This window comes from Paraburkholderia caledonica NBRC 102488 (genome assembly GCF_000685095.1).
GTDB lineage: Bacteria > Pseudomonadota > Gammaproteobacteria > Burkholderiales > Burkholderiaceae > Paraburkholderia > Paraburkholderia caledonica.
This window is the reverse complement of record NZ_BAYE01000002.1, coordinates 220,082-237,044: the sequence shown is the minus strand read 5'-3', so window position 1 is coordinate 237,044 and position 16,963 is coordinate 220,082. Positions and strand designations below refer to the sequence as shown.

Here is a 16,963-nt window from a genome sequence, read left to right as displayed (position 1 = left end):
CTCATGCGCTCGCCGGTTCGGAACGCAGTGCGGGCGTGTGCAGCGCGGTGTCGTCAATCGGGAAGTGCAGCAGTGCGGCGACAAGACCGCTCGCTACGGTCGCTTGCCACAGCAGCGAGTACGAGCCTGTCAGGTCGAAGACCACGCCGCCCAGCCACGCGCCGAGAAACGATCCGATCTGATGGCTCAGAAAGCAAAGGCCGAACAGGCTCCCGAGATGGCGTGTACCGAATACTTTCGCAACGAGGCCGCTCGTCAGCGGAACAGTGCCGAGCCAGGTGAGGCCCATGACGGCCGCAAATACGACTACGGTCAGCGCACTCTTCGGCAGCAGAAAGAATGCGCCGATCGTCACGCTGCGAATCAGGTAGAGCCAGCCAAGCACATAATGCTGCCGGAACCGGCCGCCTAACCAGCCGCAAGCCCAGCTGCCGATCATGTTGAACAAGCCGATCAATGCAAGAGCGGTCGCGCCGAGTCCAATGGGCATGTGGCATAGCGACAGATACCCGGGCAAATGCGTGGCGATGAACGCAAGCTGAAATCCACAGGTAAAGAACCCGAGTGTGAGCAGCCGGTATCCGCGATGTTGCGCGGCTTGAGCAAGCACGTTGCGTAGCGGTGGCAGCGGCGGCTCGGAAAGCGGTGCTCCGGTTCGTGCGCGGCGGTCCAGTACGATGCCGAGCGGAGCTACCATCAACATCAGGAAAGCCAGCACGAATAGCGACGTCGCAATGCCCGCGTTGAGCCTGATCCCTTGAACGAGCGGGACCATCAGTACCTGCCCGGCGGACCCTCCTGCGCTGACAAGGCCCATCGCCATGCTGCGTTTTTCCGCCGATGCCACCCGGCCGACCGCCGGCAACACGACGCCGAACGTGGTGCAGCTAACGCCAATGCCCACCAGCAAGCCCATGCCAACGATCAACAGCGGCCCGCTCGGCGCGACGGCCGCAAGGCCGAGGCCCGCCGCGAAAGTCGTCGCGCCGAATGCGACCACCGGCGCGGAACCATAGCGGTCCGCTGCCGCGCCCGCGAACGGTTGCGCGAAGCCCCACACCAGATTGTGCAGCGCAATTGCGAACGCGATCAGCGTGACGGGCAAACCTCGATCGAAAGAAAACGGCCCTATGAATAGCCCGAACGTTTGCCGGATTCCCATTGCCGCGCTGAGAATGAGCGCGGCGGCGAGAATGACGAGGGTCGTGTGATTGAACGCGGGCGCAATGCGTTTGCTGTTGGCGGTCGACATGGTTCTGATCTCCTTCGACACAATGGTCGCAGCGAGCGTCGCAAGCAGCAAAAGAAAAGTTTTTGACGACAGGTGAGCGCCGTTCACCTGTGCGATTGACCGCGGCGCGCCGATCAGCGAGATCCGGCGAGTATCAATAGCCTCTATTGCGGTGCGTGCGCGCCAACGCTCGAGTCGCACGAAGACTGCCCGGCCTCCGCGAGCATCCATTGCCTGAAGTCGAGTAGTTCCGGCCGACGTTGCGCGTCCTCCGCGCTGACGAGCCAGTAGGCGGTGGACGAAGCGATCGTACTGGAAGCCGCTTCGACGAGCGCGCCGCTTACGAGGTCGCGATCCACCAACGGCCTGCGACCGAGCGCAACGCCGAGCCCCATGCTTGCAGCTTCGAAGGCGAGCTGGATCGTATCGACATGCAAGCCGTCGCTGGCATCGACGCCTTCGACGCCGGTGGTTTCGAGCCACGTCTGCCAGTCTTCGCTCGCGGCGTTCACGTGAATCAACGTGGCCTTGCCCAACAGCGGCGTGCCGTGCGCGTCGCGCAGCGACTCCAGATAGGCGGGGCTGCATACAGGAACAAGTTGCTCTCCAAAGAGCCGGGTCCACGCCGTGCCCGCGACAGGCGCGCGGCTCATGCGGACCGCGAAATCGAATCCGTCCACCGGAAAGCCGACCTGGCGGTGCGATGTATCGACAGTCACATTCACATGTGGCCAGCGCGCCCTGAAATTCTGCAGGCGCGGCAGCAGCCAGCGGGACGCAAAGGTCGGGGCGCAACTCAGCGCGATGGGGCGGTTCGCGCGATAGTTCGGCAGACGCTGCGTGCCGATAGCAATCAGCGAAAACGCTTCTGACACGTATGACAGATAGTCCGCGCCGCTGGCTGTGAGCGAAATGCCGCGAGGCTGGCGTAGGAAGAGTTCAACGCCTAGCATTTGCTCCAGACCGACGATTCCGTGACTGACCGCACTCGGCGTCACATTCAGTTCGGCGGCGGCGAGCTTGAAACTTTGATGCCTGCCGGCCGCTTCGAAGAAACGAAGCGCTGGCAAAGGCGGTAGACGAAGCGGCATGTTTCGCATCTCCCCTGGCGGCGCAGCGGGGGCTGGGCCACGTGGCTGCTGTTTTGCGACAGCATACCGCGTCGCGCCGGTCATAACGCGTGCGGTTTGCGTTGCGGTGCGCAAAGGCCCGCGCAAATGCGGTGCGGAAAATGCGGTGTGGAAATGTTCTCGCCGGCTGTCGATTCGCCGTGGCCTCGATCGTCGTGTATATGGATGGGGGCGCGGAACGTACGCTACCCATCGGTCCTTTTCCTCGACAGGGAGATTGCACATGACCGAATTGAACGAAGCAGCACCAACCCTCAAGCCGGCCCGCGAACTTGCGGACTCGCCGCGCCGCTTTCCCGGCGAAAGCGCGGAATATCGCCGCGCGCGCAATGATCTGCTCGCCGAAGAAATAGAACTGCGCCGCCATATCGAACGGGTTGCCGCGCAGCGTCGCGCGCTGCCGCCGGGCGGCATCGTACCGGAAGACTATCGTTTTGAAGGGGAGAGCGGCCCCGTTACGCTTTCCGACATGTTCGGCAGGCACGGTACGCTCGTCACATATAACTGGATGTTCGGTCCCGGGCGCGAGCGGCCTTGCCCGATGTGCACGTCGCTGCTGAGCGCCTACGACGGCGAAATGCCCGACATGCTGCAGCGTGTCGCGTTCGCGGTGATCGGCCGCTCGCCGATAGAGAAGCTCGCCGCCTTCGCGAAAGAGCGCGGCTGGCGTCATCTGCAGTTGTATTCGTCGGCGGGCAATACTTTCAATCGCGACTATGCGGGCGAAGATCCGGATGGCGACGACGTTCCCGCGTTCAACGTCTTCACGCGGTCCGGCGGTACGGTACGGCACTTCTGGGCAGAGGAGATGGGTCCGTGGACGGCCGACCCCGGGCAGGACCCGCGCGGCGCACCCGACGTGATGCCTCTGTGGACCGTGCTCGACATGACGCCCGGCGGTCGGGGCAGCGACTGGTATCCGAAACTCGAGTACAACACCGCGCTGCGTTAGCTCTGGTTGCGCTGCGCTGCGCCGCGCCGCGTCGCGCGGCGTCCTTTTGCGGCCGTTGCGATTACGCGGCCCCGTCTTCCATGCGGCGTTGCTCCTGTGCTGCCTGCAAGTAGCCTGAGACCGCCCCCGAACGCATGGGCCGGCTGAAAAGGTAGCCTTGCACTGCGCGAGCGCCCAGTGCCTTGACTACTTCTGCCTGTGACGATGTTTCGAGTCCTTCAACCACGCATTCGAGTCCGAGGTTCTTGCACAGGTCGAGCACCGATTTGACGATCTTCTTCGATGCGCTGTTCGAATCCACGTCGGTCATGAAACTGCGGTCGATCTTGATCGAATCGAAGGGCAGACGGTGCACGTAACTCAGGCTCGAATAGCCGGTGCCGAAGTCGTCGAGAGAAACGCGGCAACCGGCCTGCTTGATCATCGTGAGCGCCGAGCGCGCTTGCTCGAAATCGCGAGTGAGCGCAGTTTCGGTAATCTCAAACGACACACGATGTGGCGGTACGCCGCTTGCCGCGACAATGTCGATCAGGCGGCGCGCGCGCGCGGACGTCGAAATGTCGATTGCTGAGAGATTGAATGACAGATAAAGCTCGCTCGGCCAGTGCGGCACCTCGGCGAGCGCCTTTTGTAGCAGCACCTCGGTGATGCGCAGAATGATTTCGGTCCGTTCCGCGATCCGGATGAACTCTTCCGGCTTGACGGCGCCGAGCCTTGGGTTGTGCCACCGCCCCAGTGCTTCGAGACCGATGGTTCGCCTCGTGACGACATCGGAAATCGGTTGAAACTCCAGAAAGAGTTCCGACTCCAGTTCGGCGTGACGCAGCTCCTGCGTGACGAGGCTCGAACGCCGGATGCGTGTTTCGTGCTCGGTCGAGAAGATCACCGCCGTGCCGCGCCGGCTTTCCTTGCCGACGTAAAGCGCCGCGTCCGCGCGCTCGAATACCTGGGTAACGGTTTTGCCCGCATCCGGGAACGCGGCCCAGCCGATCGTGCCCGACAGTTCCGCAATATTGCCTGCCACACGATACGGTTGACTCAGCGAGTCGCAAATGCGCTGGCCCAGTTCGAATAGCGTTTCGTTCGACTGCGTGTGTTGGGCAAGCACGCCGAATTCGTCGCCGCCGAGCCGTGCGAAGAAAATGCCGGGCTCGGCCAGCGCGAGCAGCCGCAAGCCGACTTCCTGCAGTACGAGGTCGCCGCTTGCGTGGCCGTAAATGTCGTTGACCTGCTTGAAGCCGTCCAGATCGATGAGGCCGACATTGAAGCCGCCGCCGGTGGCAAGCGCCTGCTCGGACAACGCCCGCAGCGAAGCGAAGAAGCTGCGGCGGTTGGGCAGGTCGGTCAGGCTGTCGATGCTCGCAAGGCGAAAGTTCTCGTCGCTGAGCCTTTGAGTTTTCTCCTGGCTCGCCTGCAATTCGCGCTGCGCATAGACGACGCCGGAGAATGTCCGGTAATACAGTTCGATGATGAAAGCGAGTGCAAGTCCGACGAGCGTCATGTCGATCGCCATCGCGATGAACACCGGGGACCCCGTGAAGACGAGAAACGTCGAAAAACTTAGGATCACTATGGACAGAAGCAGCAGGGCGGCCACGCGCAAGTGCATCAGGCAGAACACGCAGCCGACCACGGTAGTCGCCATGTAGAACGCAACCTGCGCCTGCTCGTACGCGGTGCCGTACGGCAGCAGCATCAGCGACCAGGTGGTAAAGGCAATGCCGAATGTGCTCGAGAGCCAGACGAGCTTGCGTACCTCGGGCACGGCCTTATCGGGCGTCAACACCCGATGCCGGGCGCGCCACCACCGTATGCATCGCACGACGCATAGCGTGCACAGCGCGCCCGGTGCGTAGATCGAAAGCCATGCCGGCGCACTGTGCACGTGCGTGACCGTGACCGCCAGCGTATTGACGAACAGGATGAAGTAAAGAAGCGGAATCTGGCGGCCGACCGCCTGAAGCTGCGAACGCACGAGATCGGTGTCTGTGTCCGCCCCGGAAAATGCCTGCCTCAAAGTGGCTATTCCAACCATTCCTGTCCCTTAACGTTTGCGCCGCATACGCAGCTTGGTATATCGGCACATGCTGATCAGACCTTGAGTGCGCTCGATGCGTCAGATGCGAGGTCCAGCTTTAGCCGGGGTCCGGTAATTAAGACCTCCCGGACCCCCGGCGCCAGTGCGCTTCGGGCGCCTGGTGGGTAACTTTGACCTTGGGGCGGGCTTCAAAGCTTGGGACAGGACAGTACTCGCAATGGTCCAAGTGTGGTGCCCGGTTCGCCCTGCGCGGCCGGACTGCCTTGTGGTGGCGTGGATATGAGGCGCACTGCATTGTCGCCGGCATTCGCCAGCACATATTTTTCGGCGCTGTTCTCCGCTTGCCAATAAGCGCGAAACACGCCGTTTTCGCCGAATACGAGCAGCTTACCGTGCACTGTTTTTGCGCCGCTAATCAGGTCGACGGGTTCGCCGTCGCGGACCCGGAACGCCTGAAGCGCGGCCGAATTCGTCGTTCCCGCCAACGTCGCGCAGGCGTTTTCGTCGGCTGAGGCGGTCGTGCATGAGAGCGCGCCGACGAGTGCACATGTTGCTATAAGGCGAAAATTCATCTTTTTCTTTCTCCCAATTGCACACTCAAACCTCGCGCGGCGCAGCCCGAACCACGATAGCCGGTCGAGTACTCCGCCAGAGCAATAATTTGACCACGACCCTTTTGCTTTGCGCTAAAGCACTGAAATTGCAACGGATTGTGATACGCGACCGATGCCGGCCAGGCGGGCAATACACGTAAGCACGCGGTTCTTAGGGCACTTTGCCGCACAAATTCGTCAAATCGGCTGTGGGCGGGTGATACAAGGCTTACACGCAGGGTTTGCGCGAAAGCGCGCCTATGCGTTAGTGTGTCGGTCCCGGCGCGACAGATGTAGCGCCGGTTCCATGATTACCATACGGGAAGTGCTATGAACAAACAGGAACTGATTGATGCAGTCGCCGCAGCAACGGGCGAAAGCAAAGCGGCCACCGGCCAAACCATCGACGCTATCGTTGAAGCGGTGACCAAAGCCGTTGTTGGTGGCGATACGGTGCAACTGGTCGGTTTCGGTTCTTTCTCGACCGGCGCGCGCGCAGCACGCGTGGGCCGCAATCCGTCGACGGGCGCCGAGATCCAGATCGCTGCTGCCAAGACGGTGAAGTTCACCGCAGGCAAGGCGTTCAAGGAAGCCGTCAACGCGTCGTAATGCAACGCGCTTCACGCCGGAGCATCCGCAATGCGCTGTCATGGCGCGGCGTGAGCGATGCCTCGGGTGTGAGGAATCACGCGCTGCCCAGCCCCGGTAGGACGAGTCCATAGGCGGATGGCGCGGCGCGTGTGACTGCTTGCCACATGCAGTTATCAGGCGTGCCCGCGATCAGCTCGCGCGGCGCTTGCGTGTCGCGTCGGCAAGTGTCTCGAGCACCGGTTCGGTTTGCGCCCAGCTTACGCAAGCATCTGTAATCGACACGCCGTAACGCAACGGCTCTCCCGCCTTCAGATCCTGACGGCCTTCTTCCAGATGACTTTCAAGCATGACGCCGATAATGCGGCGCTCCTGCGCGGAAAGTTGTTGCGCTACGTCCTGCACCACGTCCAGTTGACGCAAATGCGATTTGCCCGAATTCGCGTGCGAGCAGTCGATCATCACCTGTTCGCGCAGACCCGCTGACTTGAGCGCCGCACAACTCGCGGCGACCGACGCGCTGTCGTAGTTCGGTCCTTTCTTGCCGCCGCGCAGAATCACGTGGGCGTCGTCGTTGCCGCGCGTTTCGAAGATGGCCGCCATGCCCATCTTGGTCATGCCCATGAACGCGTGGCTGGCGCGCGCGGCCACGATCGCGTCAGCGGCGATCTGTACGCCGCCGTCTGTGCCGTTCTTGAAACCGATCGGACAACTGAGCCCCGAAGCGAGTTGACGATGACTCTGGCTTTCCGTTGTACGTGCACCGATTGCGCCCCACGCGATCAGATCGGCAATGTATTGCGGACTGAGCAGATCGAGGAATTCGGTGGCAGTAGGCAAGCCCAGGCCGTTGATGTCGAGCAGCAATTGCCGCGCGCGACGCAGGCCTTCGTTGATACGGAAACTGCCGTCCAGACGCGGATCGTTGATATAGCCCTTCCAGCCCACCGTGGTGCGCGGCTTTTCGAAGTACACGCGCATGACGATCAGCAGGTCGTCTTTGTACGCATCGGCCGCGGCCTTCAGCTTGTGTGCGTATTCGATCGCCTGGTCATGGTCGTGGATCGAGCAGGGCCCGACAATCATCACCAGCCGGTCGTCGCGTTCGTGCAGGACGTCGGCGATTTCCGCGCGTGTCTTTTCCACGAGCGATTGCACGGTGGCGGGCACAGGCAATTCGTCCTGCAATAGCGCAGGGGAAATCAGCGGGCGGACCGCGCCGATGCGAACGTCGTCGATGCGCGTAGTGTCCTGCGTGGCGTCGGCCGAGCCGACTTCCCGGTCGTGCAGAGGATTGTCGATGGCGCTCAAGGTATTCTCCCGGACTTTCGATGTGAGGCGGCCTCGCGGCCTTGAATGTAGTGTCGTTGCGTGTGGTTTGCTGCCGGGATTATGACACTCGCATGCCGCCGCCGAAACGGCGCCGCTCAAAGCCGCTCGATCAACGCCATTGCAGCGGCCGGATTGCGTTCCTTGAAGCCACTGATCACGTAGAGATAAACATCGCGCGGGACCGCTTTTGCGGGCGGCTCGGCGCATGTTTCCAGATCGGCGGGCGTCGTGCCCGCGGCCAGTTGGCGAGCGCGTTCGACCCATGCGTCGAGTGTTTTCGTCGCGTAACCCTTCGCCTGTTTATCGGTCGTACCCATGATGCGGGCGTAGACGAACGGCGCGGTGATATCCGCAATTTGCGGGTAGTCGCTGTCGCCGGCCAGCACCACTGCGACCTTGTATTTACGCGCAAGGGCGATGAATTCGGGCGTCTTGAAGCTGTCGTTGCGCACTTCGATTGCATGCCTAAGCTTTATGCCTTCGATGCTCGCCGGCAGCAGTTTAAGGAAAGCCTCGAAATCTTCGCTGTCGAACTTCTTGGTCGGCGCGAATTGCCAGTTGATGGGCCCGAGCTTCTGTTTGAGAAGCAGCACGCCGCTTGCGAAGAAACGTTCGATGGTCTCGCCAGCCTCCGCGAGTACTTTGCGGTTGGTCGAGTAGCGCGGCGCCTTCAGCGAAAAGACGAAGTCGTCTGGCGTTTCCTGATACCACTTTTCATAGCTCGCCGGCTTTTGCAAACCGTAAAAGGTGCCGTTGATCTCAATTGAACTGAGATGCCGGCTCGCGTACTCGAGTTCGCGGCTTTGCGTGAGATCTTCAGGGTAGAACGTGCCGCGCCACGGCGCATAGGTCCAGCCTCCTATGCCGATCCTGACCTTGCCGGCCTTCGCAGCTTTCGCGGTCTTTGCGCTCGTTGAAGATTTTGCGGCTTTCGCGGGCTTGAGATCTGCCACCTGGTGTTCTCCTTTTGGCTGCGCTTCACCTACCGTGAGACCGGTAGATTAGCGTCTTTTTCGCCACCAGACAGAACTCGCGAGAACTACGATTAGTAGGGAAACGCCAGACGCTATTCGCCGCTTGCCGGATCGGCGTTGCGCGCAGCGGCCTCACGTGTGGCTTCATCGAAACGACGGTTTGCTTCCGCCACGTCCGCCCTGAACTGTTGCAACGCATTCACTGCGAGGTCGGGCGGTGTCAACGCGGCCCACAGTACGTCGATCAACTGATCCGCGGTTGCTTCGATGTCGGTGTGCCGGTTCGCGAGCGTCGCGTCCCACAACACATGTTCCATTGGCCCGAACACCATGGAGCGCAACAAGCGCAAAGGCATGTCCGCGCGAATCTGGCCGCTTTCCTGGCCTTGAGCGAGGACGCGCATTAGCGGTGCGGTATAGCGGCGCTGCAACTCGGTCAGCGCCTCGCTCAACTCATGATGACGCGCGCGCCCTTCCGACAACACCAGCGCGCAGAGGTCGGTGCCGTTCACGAGCATCAGCCGCAAATGCGTCCGCACGATAAACGCGAACTGCTGGCGCACCGTGCCGTCGCGCGGCAGTCCGGATTCGATTGCGTCGATGATCTCGTCGTACCAGTCGCCGATAACGCGCGCGCACAATTCGCGCTTGCCGCGAAAGTAGCTGAAGACGGTCGCCTCGGAAACGCCGAGGCGTTGGGCGATCTCGGCGGTCGTGGCGCGCTCGTAGCCCTTCTCGGAGAACACGTCGCGGCCCGCCTGAAGAATCTCTTTGATCCGCTGCTGCGACTTGCGCCCGGCGGGCTGGCGGCGCGACGCGGGCAATTCGGCCTTGAGAGCAACCGTCATATGAGTCGAAGTCAATTTGCTGGAAGGGTTCGGCTGAAAACGCCGCATTGAGCCCATGCTATCACAGCGTCAGCGGCCATGAACCGATACGATCGTTTTCTGAGTCAGACTCAAAAATACCTATTGACGCTTACGTAAATCTAGCGTGAAATGTGTCTTGAACGTCGCGCGCCTCAGGTATGGCGAGAGACGCGGCCCAGCAGGCGGCCGCCGTCCGCCTGGCCGCGCTCGAATTCGCCGGCATCGTTGTCCGGCCGCCAATGAACTCTGGAGACACCGCAATGAGCAACCTGCCCGGTTTGCAATTCCCGCTCGGCGAAGAAATCGAAATGCTGCGTGACAGCATCGCGGGATTCGCTGCGAAAGAAATCGCGCCGCGCGCGGCTGAAATCGATCGCACGGACCAGTTCCCGATGGACCTGTGGCGCAAATTCGGCGATCTCGGCGTGCTCGGCATGACGGTCTCGGAGGAATATGGCGGTGCCAACATGGGCTACACCGCGCACATGGTCGCGATGGAGGAGATCTCGCGCGCGTCCGCTTCGGTCGGTCTCTCATACGGCGCGCATTCGAATCTGTGCGTGAACCAGATTCATCGCAACGGCACCGAGGCGCAAAAGCGGAAGTACTTGCCGAAACTCGTGTCGGGCGAACATGTCGGCGCGCTTGCAATGAGCGAGCCCAATGCGGGTTCGGACGTGGTCAGCATGAAGCTGCGCGCCGACAAGAAGGGCGACCGCTATGTGCTCAACGGCACGAAAATGTGGATTACCAACGGCCCGGACTGCGATACGCTGGTCGTCTACGCGAAGACCGATGTCGAAGCGAATTCGCGTGGCATTACCGCGTTTATCGTTGAAAAAGGCATGAAGGGTTTCTCGGTTGCGCAAAAGCTCGACAAGCTCGGCATGCGCGGCTCGCATACGGGCGAGCTCGTGTTTCAGGACGTGGAAGTGCCTGAGGAAAACATTCTCGGACAATTGAACGGCGGCGTGAAAGTACTGATGAGCGGCCTCGACTACGAGCGTGCGGTGCTCGCGGGCGGCCCCACGGGCATCATGGTCGCGGTGATGGATGCGGTCGTGCCGTACATTCACGACCGCAAGCAGTTCGGTCAATCGATCGGCGAATTCCAGCTGATTCAGGGCAAGGTTGCCGATCTCTACACCACGCTGCAGGCGTGCCGCGCGTATCTTTACGCGGTTGGCCGGCAACTGGACACGCTCGGCACCGCGCACGTGCGCCAGGTCCGCAAGGATTGCGCGGGCGTGATCCTGTACACGGCCGAAAAAGCGACATGGATGGCGGGTGAAGCGATCCAGATTCTCGGTGGCAACGGCTATATCAACGAGTATCCGGTCGGGCGTTTGTGGCGCGACGCGAAGCTATATGAAATCGGCGCGGGCACGAGCGAAATCCGCCGCATGCTGATTGGCCGCGAGCTGTTTGCCGAGACCGCGTAAGCGCTCACGCGCCAACTTCCAAACAAGCGGCATGAGATCGGAGTAAGCGCTAAAGCGCCGACTCCGATTCTCCGATCGACACAGGAGAAGCCACGCAATGCCGATCATCGAATCCAGGCTGAACCCGCGCTCCGACGACTTCCGCGCAAACGCGGCGGCGCTCGAGGCGCTGGTCGCCGATCTTCGTGCGAAGATCGAACAGCTCGCGCTGGGCGGCGGGCAGGCAGCACGCGAAAAGCACACAGGGCGCGGCAAATTGCTGCCGCGCGAGCGCATCGAAAAGCTGCTCGACCCGGGCACCCCGTTTCTCGAGTTCTCGCAACTCGCAGCCTACGGCATGTATAACGACGACGCGCCGGGCGCCGGCGTGATCACCGGTATCGGGCGGATTGCGGGCCACGAGTGCGTGATCGTTTGCAACGATGCGACGGTCAAAGGCGGCACGTACTATCCGGTCACGGTCAAGAAGCACGTGCGTGCGCAGGAAATCGCTGCGGAAAACCACTTGCCGTGCGTGTATCTCGTCGACTCGGGCGGCGCAAACCTGCCGAATCAGGACGACGTATTTCCCGATCGCGACCACTTTGGCCGCATCTTCTACAACCAGGCGAATCTGTCTGCAGCGGGCATTCCGCAGATTGCTGTGGTAATGGGCTCCTGCACCGCAGGCGGAGCCTATGTCCCGGCAATGAGCGATGAATCGATCATCGTGAAGAATCAGGGGACCATCTTTCTCGGCGGTCCACCGCTCGTGAAAGCCGCAACCGGCGAAGTGGTCAGCGCAGAAGACCTCGGCGGCGGCGACGTGCATACGCGTCTGTCCGGCGTGGTCGATCACCTTGCGCAAAACGACGCGCATGCGTTGGCGATTGCGCGCAGCATCGTCGGCAATCTTAACCGCACGAAGCATGTGGCGCTCATGCTGCAGGAGCCGAAGCCGCCGCGCTACGACGTGAAGAGCATGTACGGCGTGATTCCGGTGGATACGAGAAAGCCGTTCGATATTCGCGAGGTGATCGCGCGCATTGTCGACGACTCTGCATTCGACGAATTCAAGGCACGTTACGGCACGACGCTTGTGTGCGGCTTCGCGCATATCTGGGGCCATCCGGTCGGCATCATTGCAAACAACGGCATTCTGTTTTCCGAGTCCGCGCTGAAGGGCACGCACTTTATCGAACTGTGCTGCCAGCGCAAGATCCCGCTCGTATTTCTGCAGAACATCACAGGTTTCATGGTGGGCCGCAAGTACGAGAACGAAGGCATCGCACGTAACGGCGCAAAGATGGTAACGGCGGTGGCCACGGCGAAAGTGCCGAAGTTCACGGTGATCATCGGCGGCTCTTTCGGCGCGGGCAATTACGGCATGTGCGGCCGCGCGTTTTCGCCGCGCTTTCTGTGGATGTGGCCGAACGCGCGCATTTCGGTAATGGGCGGCGAACAGGCGGCGTCGGTCCTGGCCACGGTCAGGCGCGACGGTATCGAAAGCAGAGGCGGCTCATGGAGCGCCGACGAGGAAGAAGCCTTCAAGCAGCCGATTCGCGAGCAATACGAGCATCAGGGCCATCCGTACTATGCGAGCGCGCGTTTGTGGGACGACGGCGTTATCGACCCGGCGCAAACACGCGACGTGCTCGGTCTCGGTCTGTCGGCTGCGATGAATGCGCCGATTGAAGATACGCGCTTCGGCGTGTTCCGGATGTGACGCAGCACGACGCATGGGAGCCGCCACGATGCACTATGAAACACTGAATGTCGAATTCGCCGGGCACGTTGCAACCGTTACGCTGAATCGTCCGGACGTGCGCAACGCGTTCAACGAAACAATGATCGCCGAACTGACATCGGCGTTCACGGCATTGGACACGCGCGACGACGTGCGCGCGGTCGTGCTGGCCGCGAACGGCAAGGCTTTTTGCGCGGGCGCCGATCTGAACTGGATGAAGAAGATGGCCGCCTACTCCGACGAGGAGAACCGCGCCGACGCGATGCTGCTCGCGAACATGCTGTCGTCCATCTATCGCTGCAGCAAGCCGGTAATCGCTCGGGTAAATGGCGACGCCTATGCGGGCGGCATGGGACTGATCTCGGCGTGCGACGTCGTGGTGGCGGTGGAAAGCGCTCGCTTCTGCCTGTCGGAGGCGCGTCTAGGTCTCATTCCGGCGACGATCGCGCCCTACGTGGTTCGCGCGCTGGGCGAGCAGGCGTCGCGCCGCTATTTCATCACCGCCGAGCAGTTCGACTGCGCGACGGCGCTGCGCCTTGGGTTCGTCGGCGAAGCGGTCAGCGCCGGCCAACTGGATGCCACCGTGCAGCAGATCGCGCAAACGCTGTGCGCGAACGGTCCGCAAGCGGTGCGCAATTGCAAGCAGCTCGTGCAGGACATGGCGGGCCGCGAGTTGAACGATGCGCTGATCGAAGATACGGCCGCGCGCATCGCGCGCACGCGAGCCGGCGCGGAAGGCCGCGAAGGCGTCGCGTCGTTCCTTGAAAAGCGCACGCCTGCCTGGCGTGATTGAAGCGCGGCTCACTGACATTCCGAGGCGCCCGCAGGCCTTCACCAGAAGAATATCCCGAGATCGAGACAACTCATGTTCAACAAGATCCTGATTGCAAACCGGGGCGAAATCGCGTGCCGCGTCGCGGCGACCTGCAAGCGGCTCGGCATTGCGAGTGTGGCCGTTTATTCAGACGCGGACGCCTATGCAAAGCACGTCAGCGCCTGCGACGAAGCCGTGCATATCGGCGGCGCGACCGCGGCGGAAAGTTATTTGCGCGTAGCGCGCATTATTGAGGCGGCGCGCGCAACCGGCGCACAGGCCGTGCACCCCGGCTATGGCTTCCTGTCGGAGAACGAAGACTTCGCGCATGCATGCGAAGCCGCCGGCATTGTGTTCATTGGACCGCCGGTCGAAGCGATCGCCGCGATGGGCTCGAAAGCCGCGGCAAAGGCGCTAATGCACGCGGCGGCGGTGCCGCTCGTTCCCGGTTATCACGGCGATGATCAGAACCCCGAACTATTGCATCGCGAGGCGGACGCGATCGGCTATCCGGTGCTGCTCAAGGCCAGTGCGGGCGGTGGCGGCAAGGGCATGCGTGTTGTCGAGCGCAGCGAGGACTTCGTCGCGGCGCTCGCTTCGTGCAAGCGCGAGGCGGCGAGCAGTTTCGGCAACGATCGAGTGCTGATTGAAAAGTATCTGACGCGGCCGCGTCACGTCGAAGTGCAGGTCTTCGCGGATCGTCACGGCGGCGCGGTTTATCTGTTTGACCGCGACTGCTCGGTGCAGCGGCGTCATCAGAAGGTACTGGAAGAAGCGCCCGCGCCGGGATTGTCCGCGCAAATCAAGCGCGAAATGGGCGAGGCCGCAGTGGCCGCCGCGCGCGCCGTGAACTACGTGGGTGCCGGTACCGTTGAATTCATCATGACGGCCACGGGCGATTTCTATTTCATGGAGATGAACACCCGCTTGCAGGTCGAGCACCCGGTGACGGAAATGATCACCGGTCAGGACCTGGTGGAATGGCAACTGCGCGTAGCCGCCGGCCAACCGCTGCCGCTCACGCAGGACCAGTTGAAGATTGACGGCCACGCAATCGAGGCGCGCATTTACGCAGAACATCCGGCTCGCGGGTTTCTGCCTTCGACCGGCACGCTCAAGCATTTGCGCATGCCTGAAGGCGTGGAATTCGCGATCGATGCGGGCGCGGGCGAAAGCCGCAAGGCGCCCGTGCGCATCGACAGCGGCGTGCGCGAGGGCGACACGATCACGCCGTTCTACGATCCGATGATCGCGAAGCTGATCGTACACGGCGCGACGCGGGAGGACGCGCTCGCGCGAATGAGCCGTGCGCTGCACGCGTGCGAGGTGGTCGGTCCGCACACCAATGTCGAGTTTCTGCAACGCATTGTCGAGAGCGAGCCGTTCGCGACGGGGGACCTCGATACGGGCCTGATCGAGCGGCATCACGAGGCGTTGTTCGCGCCGGTAAAGAAGCCATTCAAGGAAGCGCTCGCGCTCGCGTGCGCCGCGCTGCTCACGCGCGAGGGCGGCACCGCGCACGGCGCGTCGCCGTGGGACGCGCTATCGCACTGGCGCCTGAACAGCGGCTTCACGCAAACGCTGGGCTGGCTCGCTATCGAAAACAGCGGGGAAACCGGCAGCCCGTTCACAGTCGCTTTTGCACGCGACGGCGCGACACAAACGCTCGAACACGACGGCGTGCGCGAAGCTTTCTCATGGTCCAGCGGCGCGGGCTTGCACGAATACCGCGCGACGATAGGCGATGCGCGCGCCACGGGCCGTGTGTTTATCGACGGCGATACGTTCCATGTGTTCTGTCTCGGTCATGCGCTGGCCTTCGAGTGGCAGAACCTGCTCGCACATGCCGCCGACGCCGAACATGGCGAAGGCCGCTTGACCGCGCCGATGCCCGGCAAGGTGATCGCGGTCCTGGTCGAGCCGGGCGCGGTCGTGGAGAAAGGCACGCCGCTAATCGTGATGGAAGCGATGAAAATGGAGCACACGATCGGCGCCCCGGCAGCAGGCACGGTGTCTGAAGTGCTGTATGCGGTTGGCGATCAGGTGGCCGATGGTGCGCAGCTTCTGGTGCTGGACGTGGAATAGGCGCGATCATTTCCGGCTGCGTAAAAGCCGCAACGAAACCTCAGCCGAGACGCGTATACCCGGCCGCGCGCGCCTCGTTTTCCAGTTGCGCAATGCGTTTATAGTCGTCGAGCGGCAACGTGGAAAAGCCCTGCAAACGCAAACGTCGTGCGCGATCGGGCCGCAGTGCGAGCGCTTCGTTAAGCGCCTCGCGCAACGCTTCCACCGTTGCGGCGGGCACCGTGTCCGATGCGATTAAAGGCAGACCCGGCGAGGCCGCTGTCATGCCTATGCGCCTGACACGCCGTGCGAGTTCCGGCATTTCATCGCAAACAAAAGCGAACGTCACACAATCTATCGCGGCGACGTCCGCCCGGTTCTCCGCGACGGCCCATAGCGAGCCGACATGCGAACCGGTGCGCACCGCAGCGCGGAAGAACGCACCCTCATGGGAGTGCGGCGCGACCGCGTGGCGGAGCGCATTCATGCCGCTATTCGAATCGTCCTGGTTGTAGGCGGCGCGTGCGCCCCTGAGCGACGCGAGCGTATCGAACGGCGCATCCGGGCGCGTGACCAGCACGCTCGAGTAATGCGCACCTTCGCAACCAGGCGCGTCGAAGCGCGGCGTAGCGATCAACTGCACCTGTTCGTGCAAGCCGTGCATCAACGGATAGCCGCAGGTTTGCGACATCAAGAGATTGGGCCGGCGCCAGAAGCCGTGCAATTCTTCGTCGGGTTCGACGATGCGGCACGCGGGCTTGACCATGCGCAAGACGTCGGAAAGCCAACCGCGCCACTCGGTCTCGAGCGAGGGCGTGACGTTGTACATCGGCAGGGCGGCGATCCAGGTCATGACGCGAGTCTTGCTTACCTATTTTGCTGACTAATGCATGATCATACGGAATTCGTCGACACCGAGCCGAACGGGCTCACTCGGCGTAAAGGTCCACTTTTGGGCGGCCACCGTGAGAATCTCGTTTTGCGCGGCTTCGAAGGCGAGCAGTAAGTCCTTTTTTCGCGCGCTTGCCGCGCCGCAAAAGGCGATCAACGCATCCGCGCTCACTTCGAAAATCTGCGCCCGGTCGTCGCGGCACACCCTGAACGCGACCGTCGCGCGCTCCGTGACACAGGGCCGGAATCCTTCATCTACATAAACCGACATGGCGACCTCCTTTCGCGCGTGCGCCTGAGTTGTCAGCATGACAACCTG

The 16,963-nt window shown here is 62.1% G+C and carries 15 protein-coding genes; 6 read left to right on the top strand and 9 right to left on the bottom strand.

Annotation, left to right across the window (positions count from 1 at the left end; all coding sequences use genetic code 11):
• Position 1: 1 nt before the first annotated feature.
• Both BCA01S_RS04925 and BCA01S_RS04920 read right to left on the bottom strand, forming a co-directional pair.
• Entirely contained in the window at positions 2-1,252 is a 1,251-nt protein-coding gene (locus BCA01S_RS04925) for an MFS transporter (RefSeq protein ID WP_027775966.1), read from the bottom strand.
• Between the two features lie 143 nt (positions 1,253-1,395).
• The gene (locus BCA01S_RS04920) at positions 1,396-2,322 is read right to left on the bottom strand and encodes a LysR substrate-binding domain-containing protein (RefSeq protein ID WP_027775965.1); all 927 of its coding nucleotides are present in this window, start codon (positions 2,320-2,322) and stop codon (positions 1,396-1,398) included.
• Between the two features lie 262 nt (positions 2,323-2,584).
• Here BCA01S_RS04920 and BCA01S_RS04915 point away from each other — a divergent pair, with 262 nt between their 5' ends.
• The gene (locus tag BCA01S_RS04915; RefSeq protein ID WP_027775964.1) at positions 2,585-3,313 is read left to right on the top strand and encodes a DUF899 family protein; all 729 of its coding nucleotides are present in this window, start codon (positions 2,585-2,587) and stop codon (positions 3,311-3,313) included.
• 61 nt (positions 3,314-3,374) lie between these two features.
• On the opposite strand, the gene BCA01S_RS04910 is transcribed toward BCA01S_RS04915, so the two are convergent.
• Together BCA01S_RS04910 and BCA01S_RS04905 are read right to left on the bottom strand one after the other, a co-directional pair.
• Entirely contained in the window at positions 3,375-5,348 is a 1,974-nt protein-coding gene (locus tag BCA01S_RS04910; RefSeq protein ID WP_027775963.1) for a putative bifunctional diguanylate cyclase/phosphodiesterase, read from the bottom strand.
• A gap of 191 nt (positions 5,349-5,539) precedes the next feature.
• The gene (locus BCA01S_RS04905) at positions 5,540-5,923 is read right to left on the bottom strand and encodes a hypothetical protein (RefSeq protein WP_027775962.1); all 384 of its coding nucleotides are present in this window, start codon (positions 5,921-5,923) and stop codon (positions 5,540-5,542) included.
• 351 nt (positions 5,924-6,274) lie between these two features.
• Here BCA01S_RS04905 and BCA01S_RS04900 point away from each other — a divergent pair, with 351 nt between their 5' ends.
• The gene (locus BCA01S_RS04900; RefSeq protein ID WP_006049832.1) at positions 6,275-6,553 is read left to right on the top strand and encodes an HU family DNA-binding protein; all 279 of its coding nucleotides are present in this window, start codon (positions 6,275-6,277) and stop codon (positions 6,551-6,553) included.
• A 171-nt stretch (positions 6,554-6,724) separates the two neighbouring features.
• On the opposite strand, the gene BCA01S_RS04895 is transcribed toward BCA01S_RS04900, so the two are convergent.
• The 3 genes from BCA01S_RS04895 to BCA01S_RS04885 all read right to left on the bottom strand — a co-directional run bounded on the left by BCA01S_RS04895 (position 6,725) and on the right by BCA01S_RS04885 (position 9,686).
• Positions 6,725-7,843 carry a 3-deoxy-7-phosphoheptulonate synthase gene (locus BCA01S_RS04895; protein ID WP_027775961.1) on the bottom strand — a complete coding sequence of 373 codons (1,119 nt, stop codon included), beginning with the start codon at positions 7,841-7,843 and terminating at the stop codon, positions 6,725-6,727.
• A 116-nt stretch (positions 7,844-7,959) separates the two neighbouring features.
• Positions 7,960-8,817: a DUF72 domain-containing protein gene (locus BCA01S_RS04890; RefSeq protein ID WP_027775960.1), complete on the bottom strand. Its 858-nt coding sequence runs from the start codon at positions 8,815-8,817 to the stop codon at positions 7,960-7,962.
• A gap of 113 nt (positions 8,818-8,930) precedes the next feature.
• On the bottom strand, positions 8,931-9,686 hold the full coding sequence (locus BCA01S_RS04885) for a TetR/AcrR family transcriptional regulator (RefSeq protein WP_027775959.1): 756 nt from the start codon (positions 9,684-9,686) through the stop codon (positions 8,931-8,933).
• A gap of 281 nt (positions 9,687-9,967) precedes the next feature.
• On the opposite strand from BCA01S_RS04885, the gene BCA01S_RS04880 reads away from it, so the two are divergent.
• From BCA01S_RS04880 to BCA01S_RS04865, 4 genes are all read left to right on the top strand, one after another.
• Positions 9,968-11,149 carry an isovaleryl-CoA dehydrogenase gene (locus tag BCA01S_RS04880; RefSeq protein WP_027775958.1) on the top strand — a complete coding sequence of 394 codons (1,182 nt, stop codon included), beginning with the start codon at positions 9,968-9,970 and terminating at the stop codon, positions 11,147-11,149.
• A gap of 97 nt (positions 11,150-11,246) precedes the next feature.
• Positions 11,247-12,854: a carboxyl transferase domain-containing protein gene (locus tag BCA01S_RS04875; RefSeq protein WP_027775957.1), complete on the top strand. Its 1,608-nt coding sequence runs from the start codon at positions 11,247-11,249 to the stop codon at positions 12,852-12,854.
• Between the two features lie 28 nt (positions 12,855-12,882).
• A complete protein-coding gene (locus BCA01S_RS04870) occupies positions 12,883-13,668 on the top strand; it encodes an enoyl-CoA hydratase/isomerase family protein (protein ID WP_027775956.1) in 786 nt (261 codons plus the stop codon).
• Positions 13,669-13,740: 72 nt separating this feature from the next.
• On the top strand, positions 13,741-15,774 hold the full coding sequence (locus BCA01S_RS04865; protein WP_027775955.1) for an acetyl/propionyl/methylcrotonyl-CoA carboxylase subunit alpha: 2,034 nt from the start codon (positions 13,741-13,743) through the stop codon (positions 15,772-15,774).
• A gap of 40 nt (positions 15,775-15,814) precedes the next feature.
• Here BCA01S_RS04865 and BCA01S_RS04860 read toward each other — a convergent pair whose 3' ends face one another.
• Positions 15,815-16,606, bottom strand: a complete 792-nt coding sequence (locus BCA01S_RS04860; RefSeq protein WP_027775954.1) for a phosphate/phosphite/phosphonate ABC transporter substrate-binding protein — start codon at positions 16,604-16,606, stop codon at positions 15,815-15,817.
• 30 nt (positions 16,607-16,636) lie between these two features.
• Entirely contained in the window at positions 16,637-16,915 is a 279-nt protein-coding gene (locus BCA01S_RS04855; RefSeq protein ID WP_027775953.1) for a DUF1488 family protein, read from the bottom strand.
• Between the last annotated feature and the right edge of the window lie 48 nt (positions 16,916-16,963).

What these genes read in the sequence shown, in the direction of transcription:
- BCA01S_RS04925 (WP_027775966.1), bottom strand. Translation starts at nt 1,252, where the DNA reads ATGTCGACCGCCAACAGCAAACGCATTGCGCCCGCGTTCAATCACACG.
- BCA01S_RS04920 (WP_027775965.1), bottom strand. Translation starts at nt 2,322, where the DNA reads ATGCCGCTTCGTCTACCGCCTTTGCCAGCGCTTCGTTTCTTCGAAGCG.
- BCA01S_RS04915 (WP_027775964.1), top strand. Translation starts at nt 2,585, where the DNA reads ATGACCGAATTGAACGAAGCAGCACCAACCCTCAAGCCGGCCCGCGAA.
- BCA01S_RS04910 (WP_027775963.1), bottom strand. Translation starts at nt 5,348, where the DNA reads ATGGTTGGAATAGCCACTTTGAGGCAGGCATTTTCCGGGGCGGACACA.
- BCA01S_RS04905 (WP_027775962.1), bottom strand. Translation starts at nt 5,923, where the DNA reads ATGAATTTTCGCCTTATAGCAACATGTGCACTCGTCGGCGCGCTCTCA.
- BCA01S_RS04900 (WP_006049832.1), top strand. Translation starts at nt 6,275, where the DNA reads ATGAACAAACAGGAACTGATTGATGCAGTCGCCGCAGCAACGGGCGAA.
- BCA01S_RS04885 (WP_027775959.1), bottom strand. Translation starts at nt 9,686, where the DNA reads ATGACGGTTGCTCTCAAGGCCGAATTGCCCGCGTCGCGCCGCCAGCCC.
- BCA01S_RS04880 (WP_027775958.1), top strand. Translation starts at nt 9,968, where the DNA reads ATGAGCAACCTGCCCGGTTTGCAATTCCCGCTCGGCGAAGAAATCGAA.
- BCA01S_RS04875 (WP_027775957.1), top strand. Translation starts at nt 11,247, where the DNA reads ATGCCGATCATCGAATCCAGGCTGAACCCGCGCTCCGACGACTTCCGC.
- BCA01S_RS04870 (WP_027775956.1), top strand. Translation starts at nt 12,883, where the DNA reads ATGCACTATGAAACACTGAATGTCGAATTCGCCGGGCACGTTGCAACC.
- BCA01S_RS04865 (WP_027775955.1), top strand. Translation starts at nt 13,741, where the DNA reads ATGTTCAACAAGATCCTGATTGCAAACCGGGGCGAAATCGCGTGCCGC.
- BCA01S_RS04860 (WP_027775954.1), bottom strand. Translation starts at nt 16,606, where the DNA reads ATGACCTGGATCGCCGCCCTGCCGATGTACAACGTCACGCCCTCGCTC.
- BCA01S_RS04855 (WP_027775953.1), bottom strand. Translation starts at nt 16,915, where the DNA reads ATGTCGGTTTATGTAGATGAAGGATTCCGGCCCTGTGTCACGGAGCGC.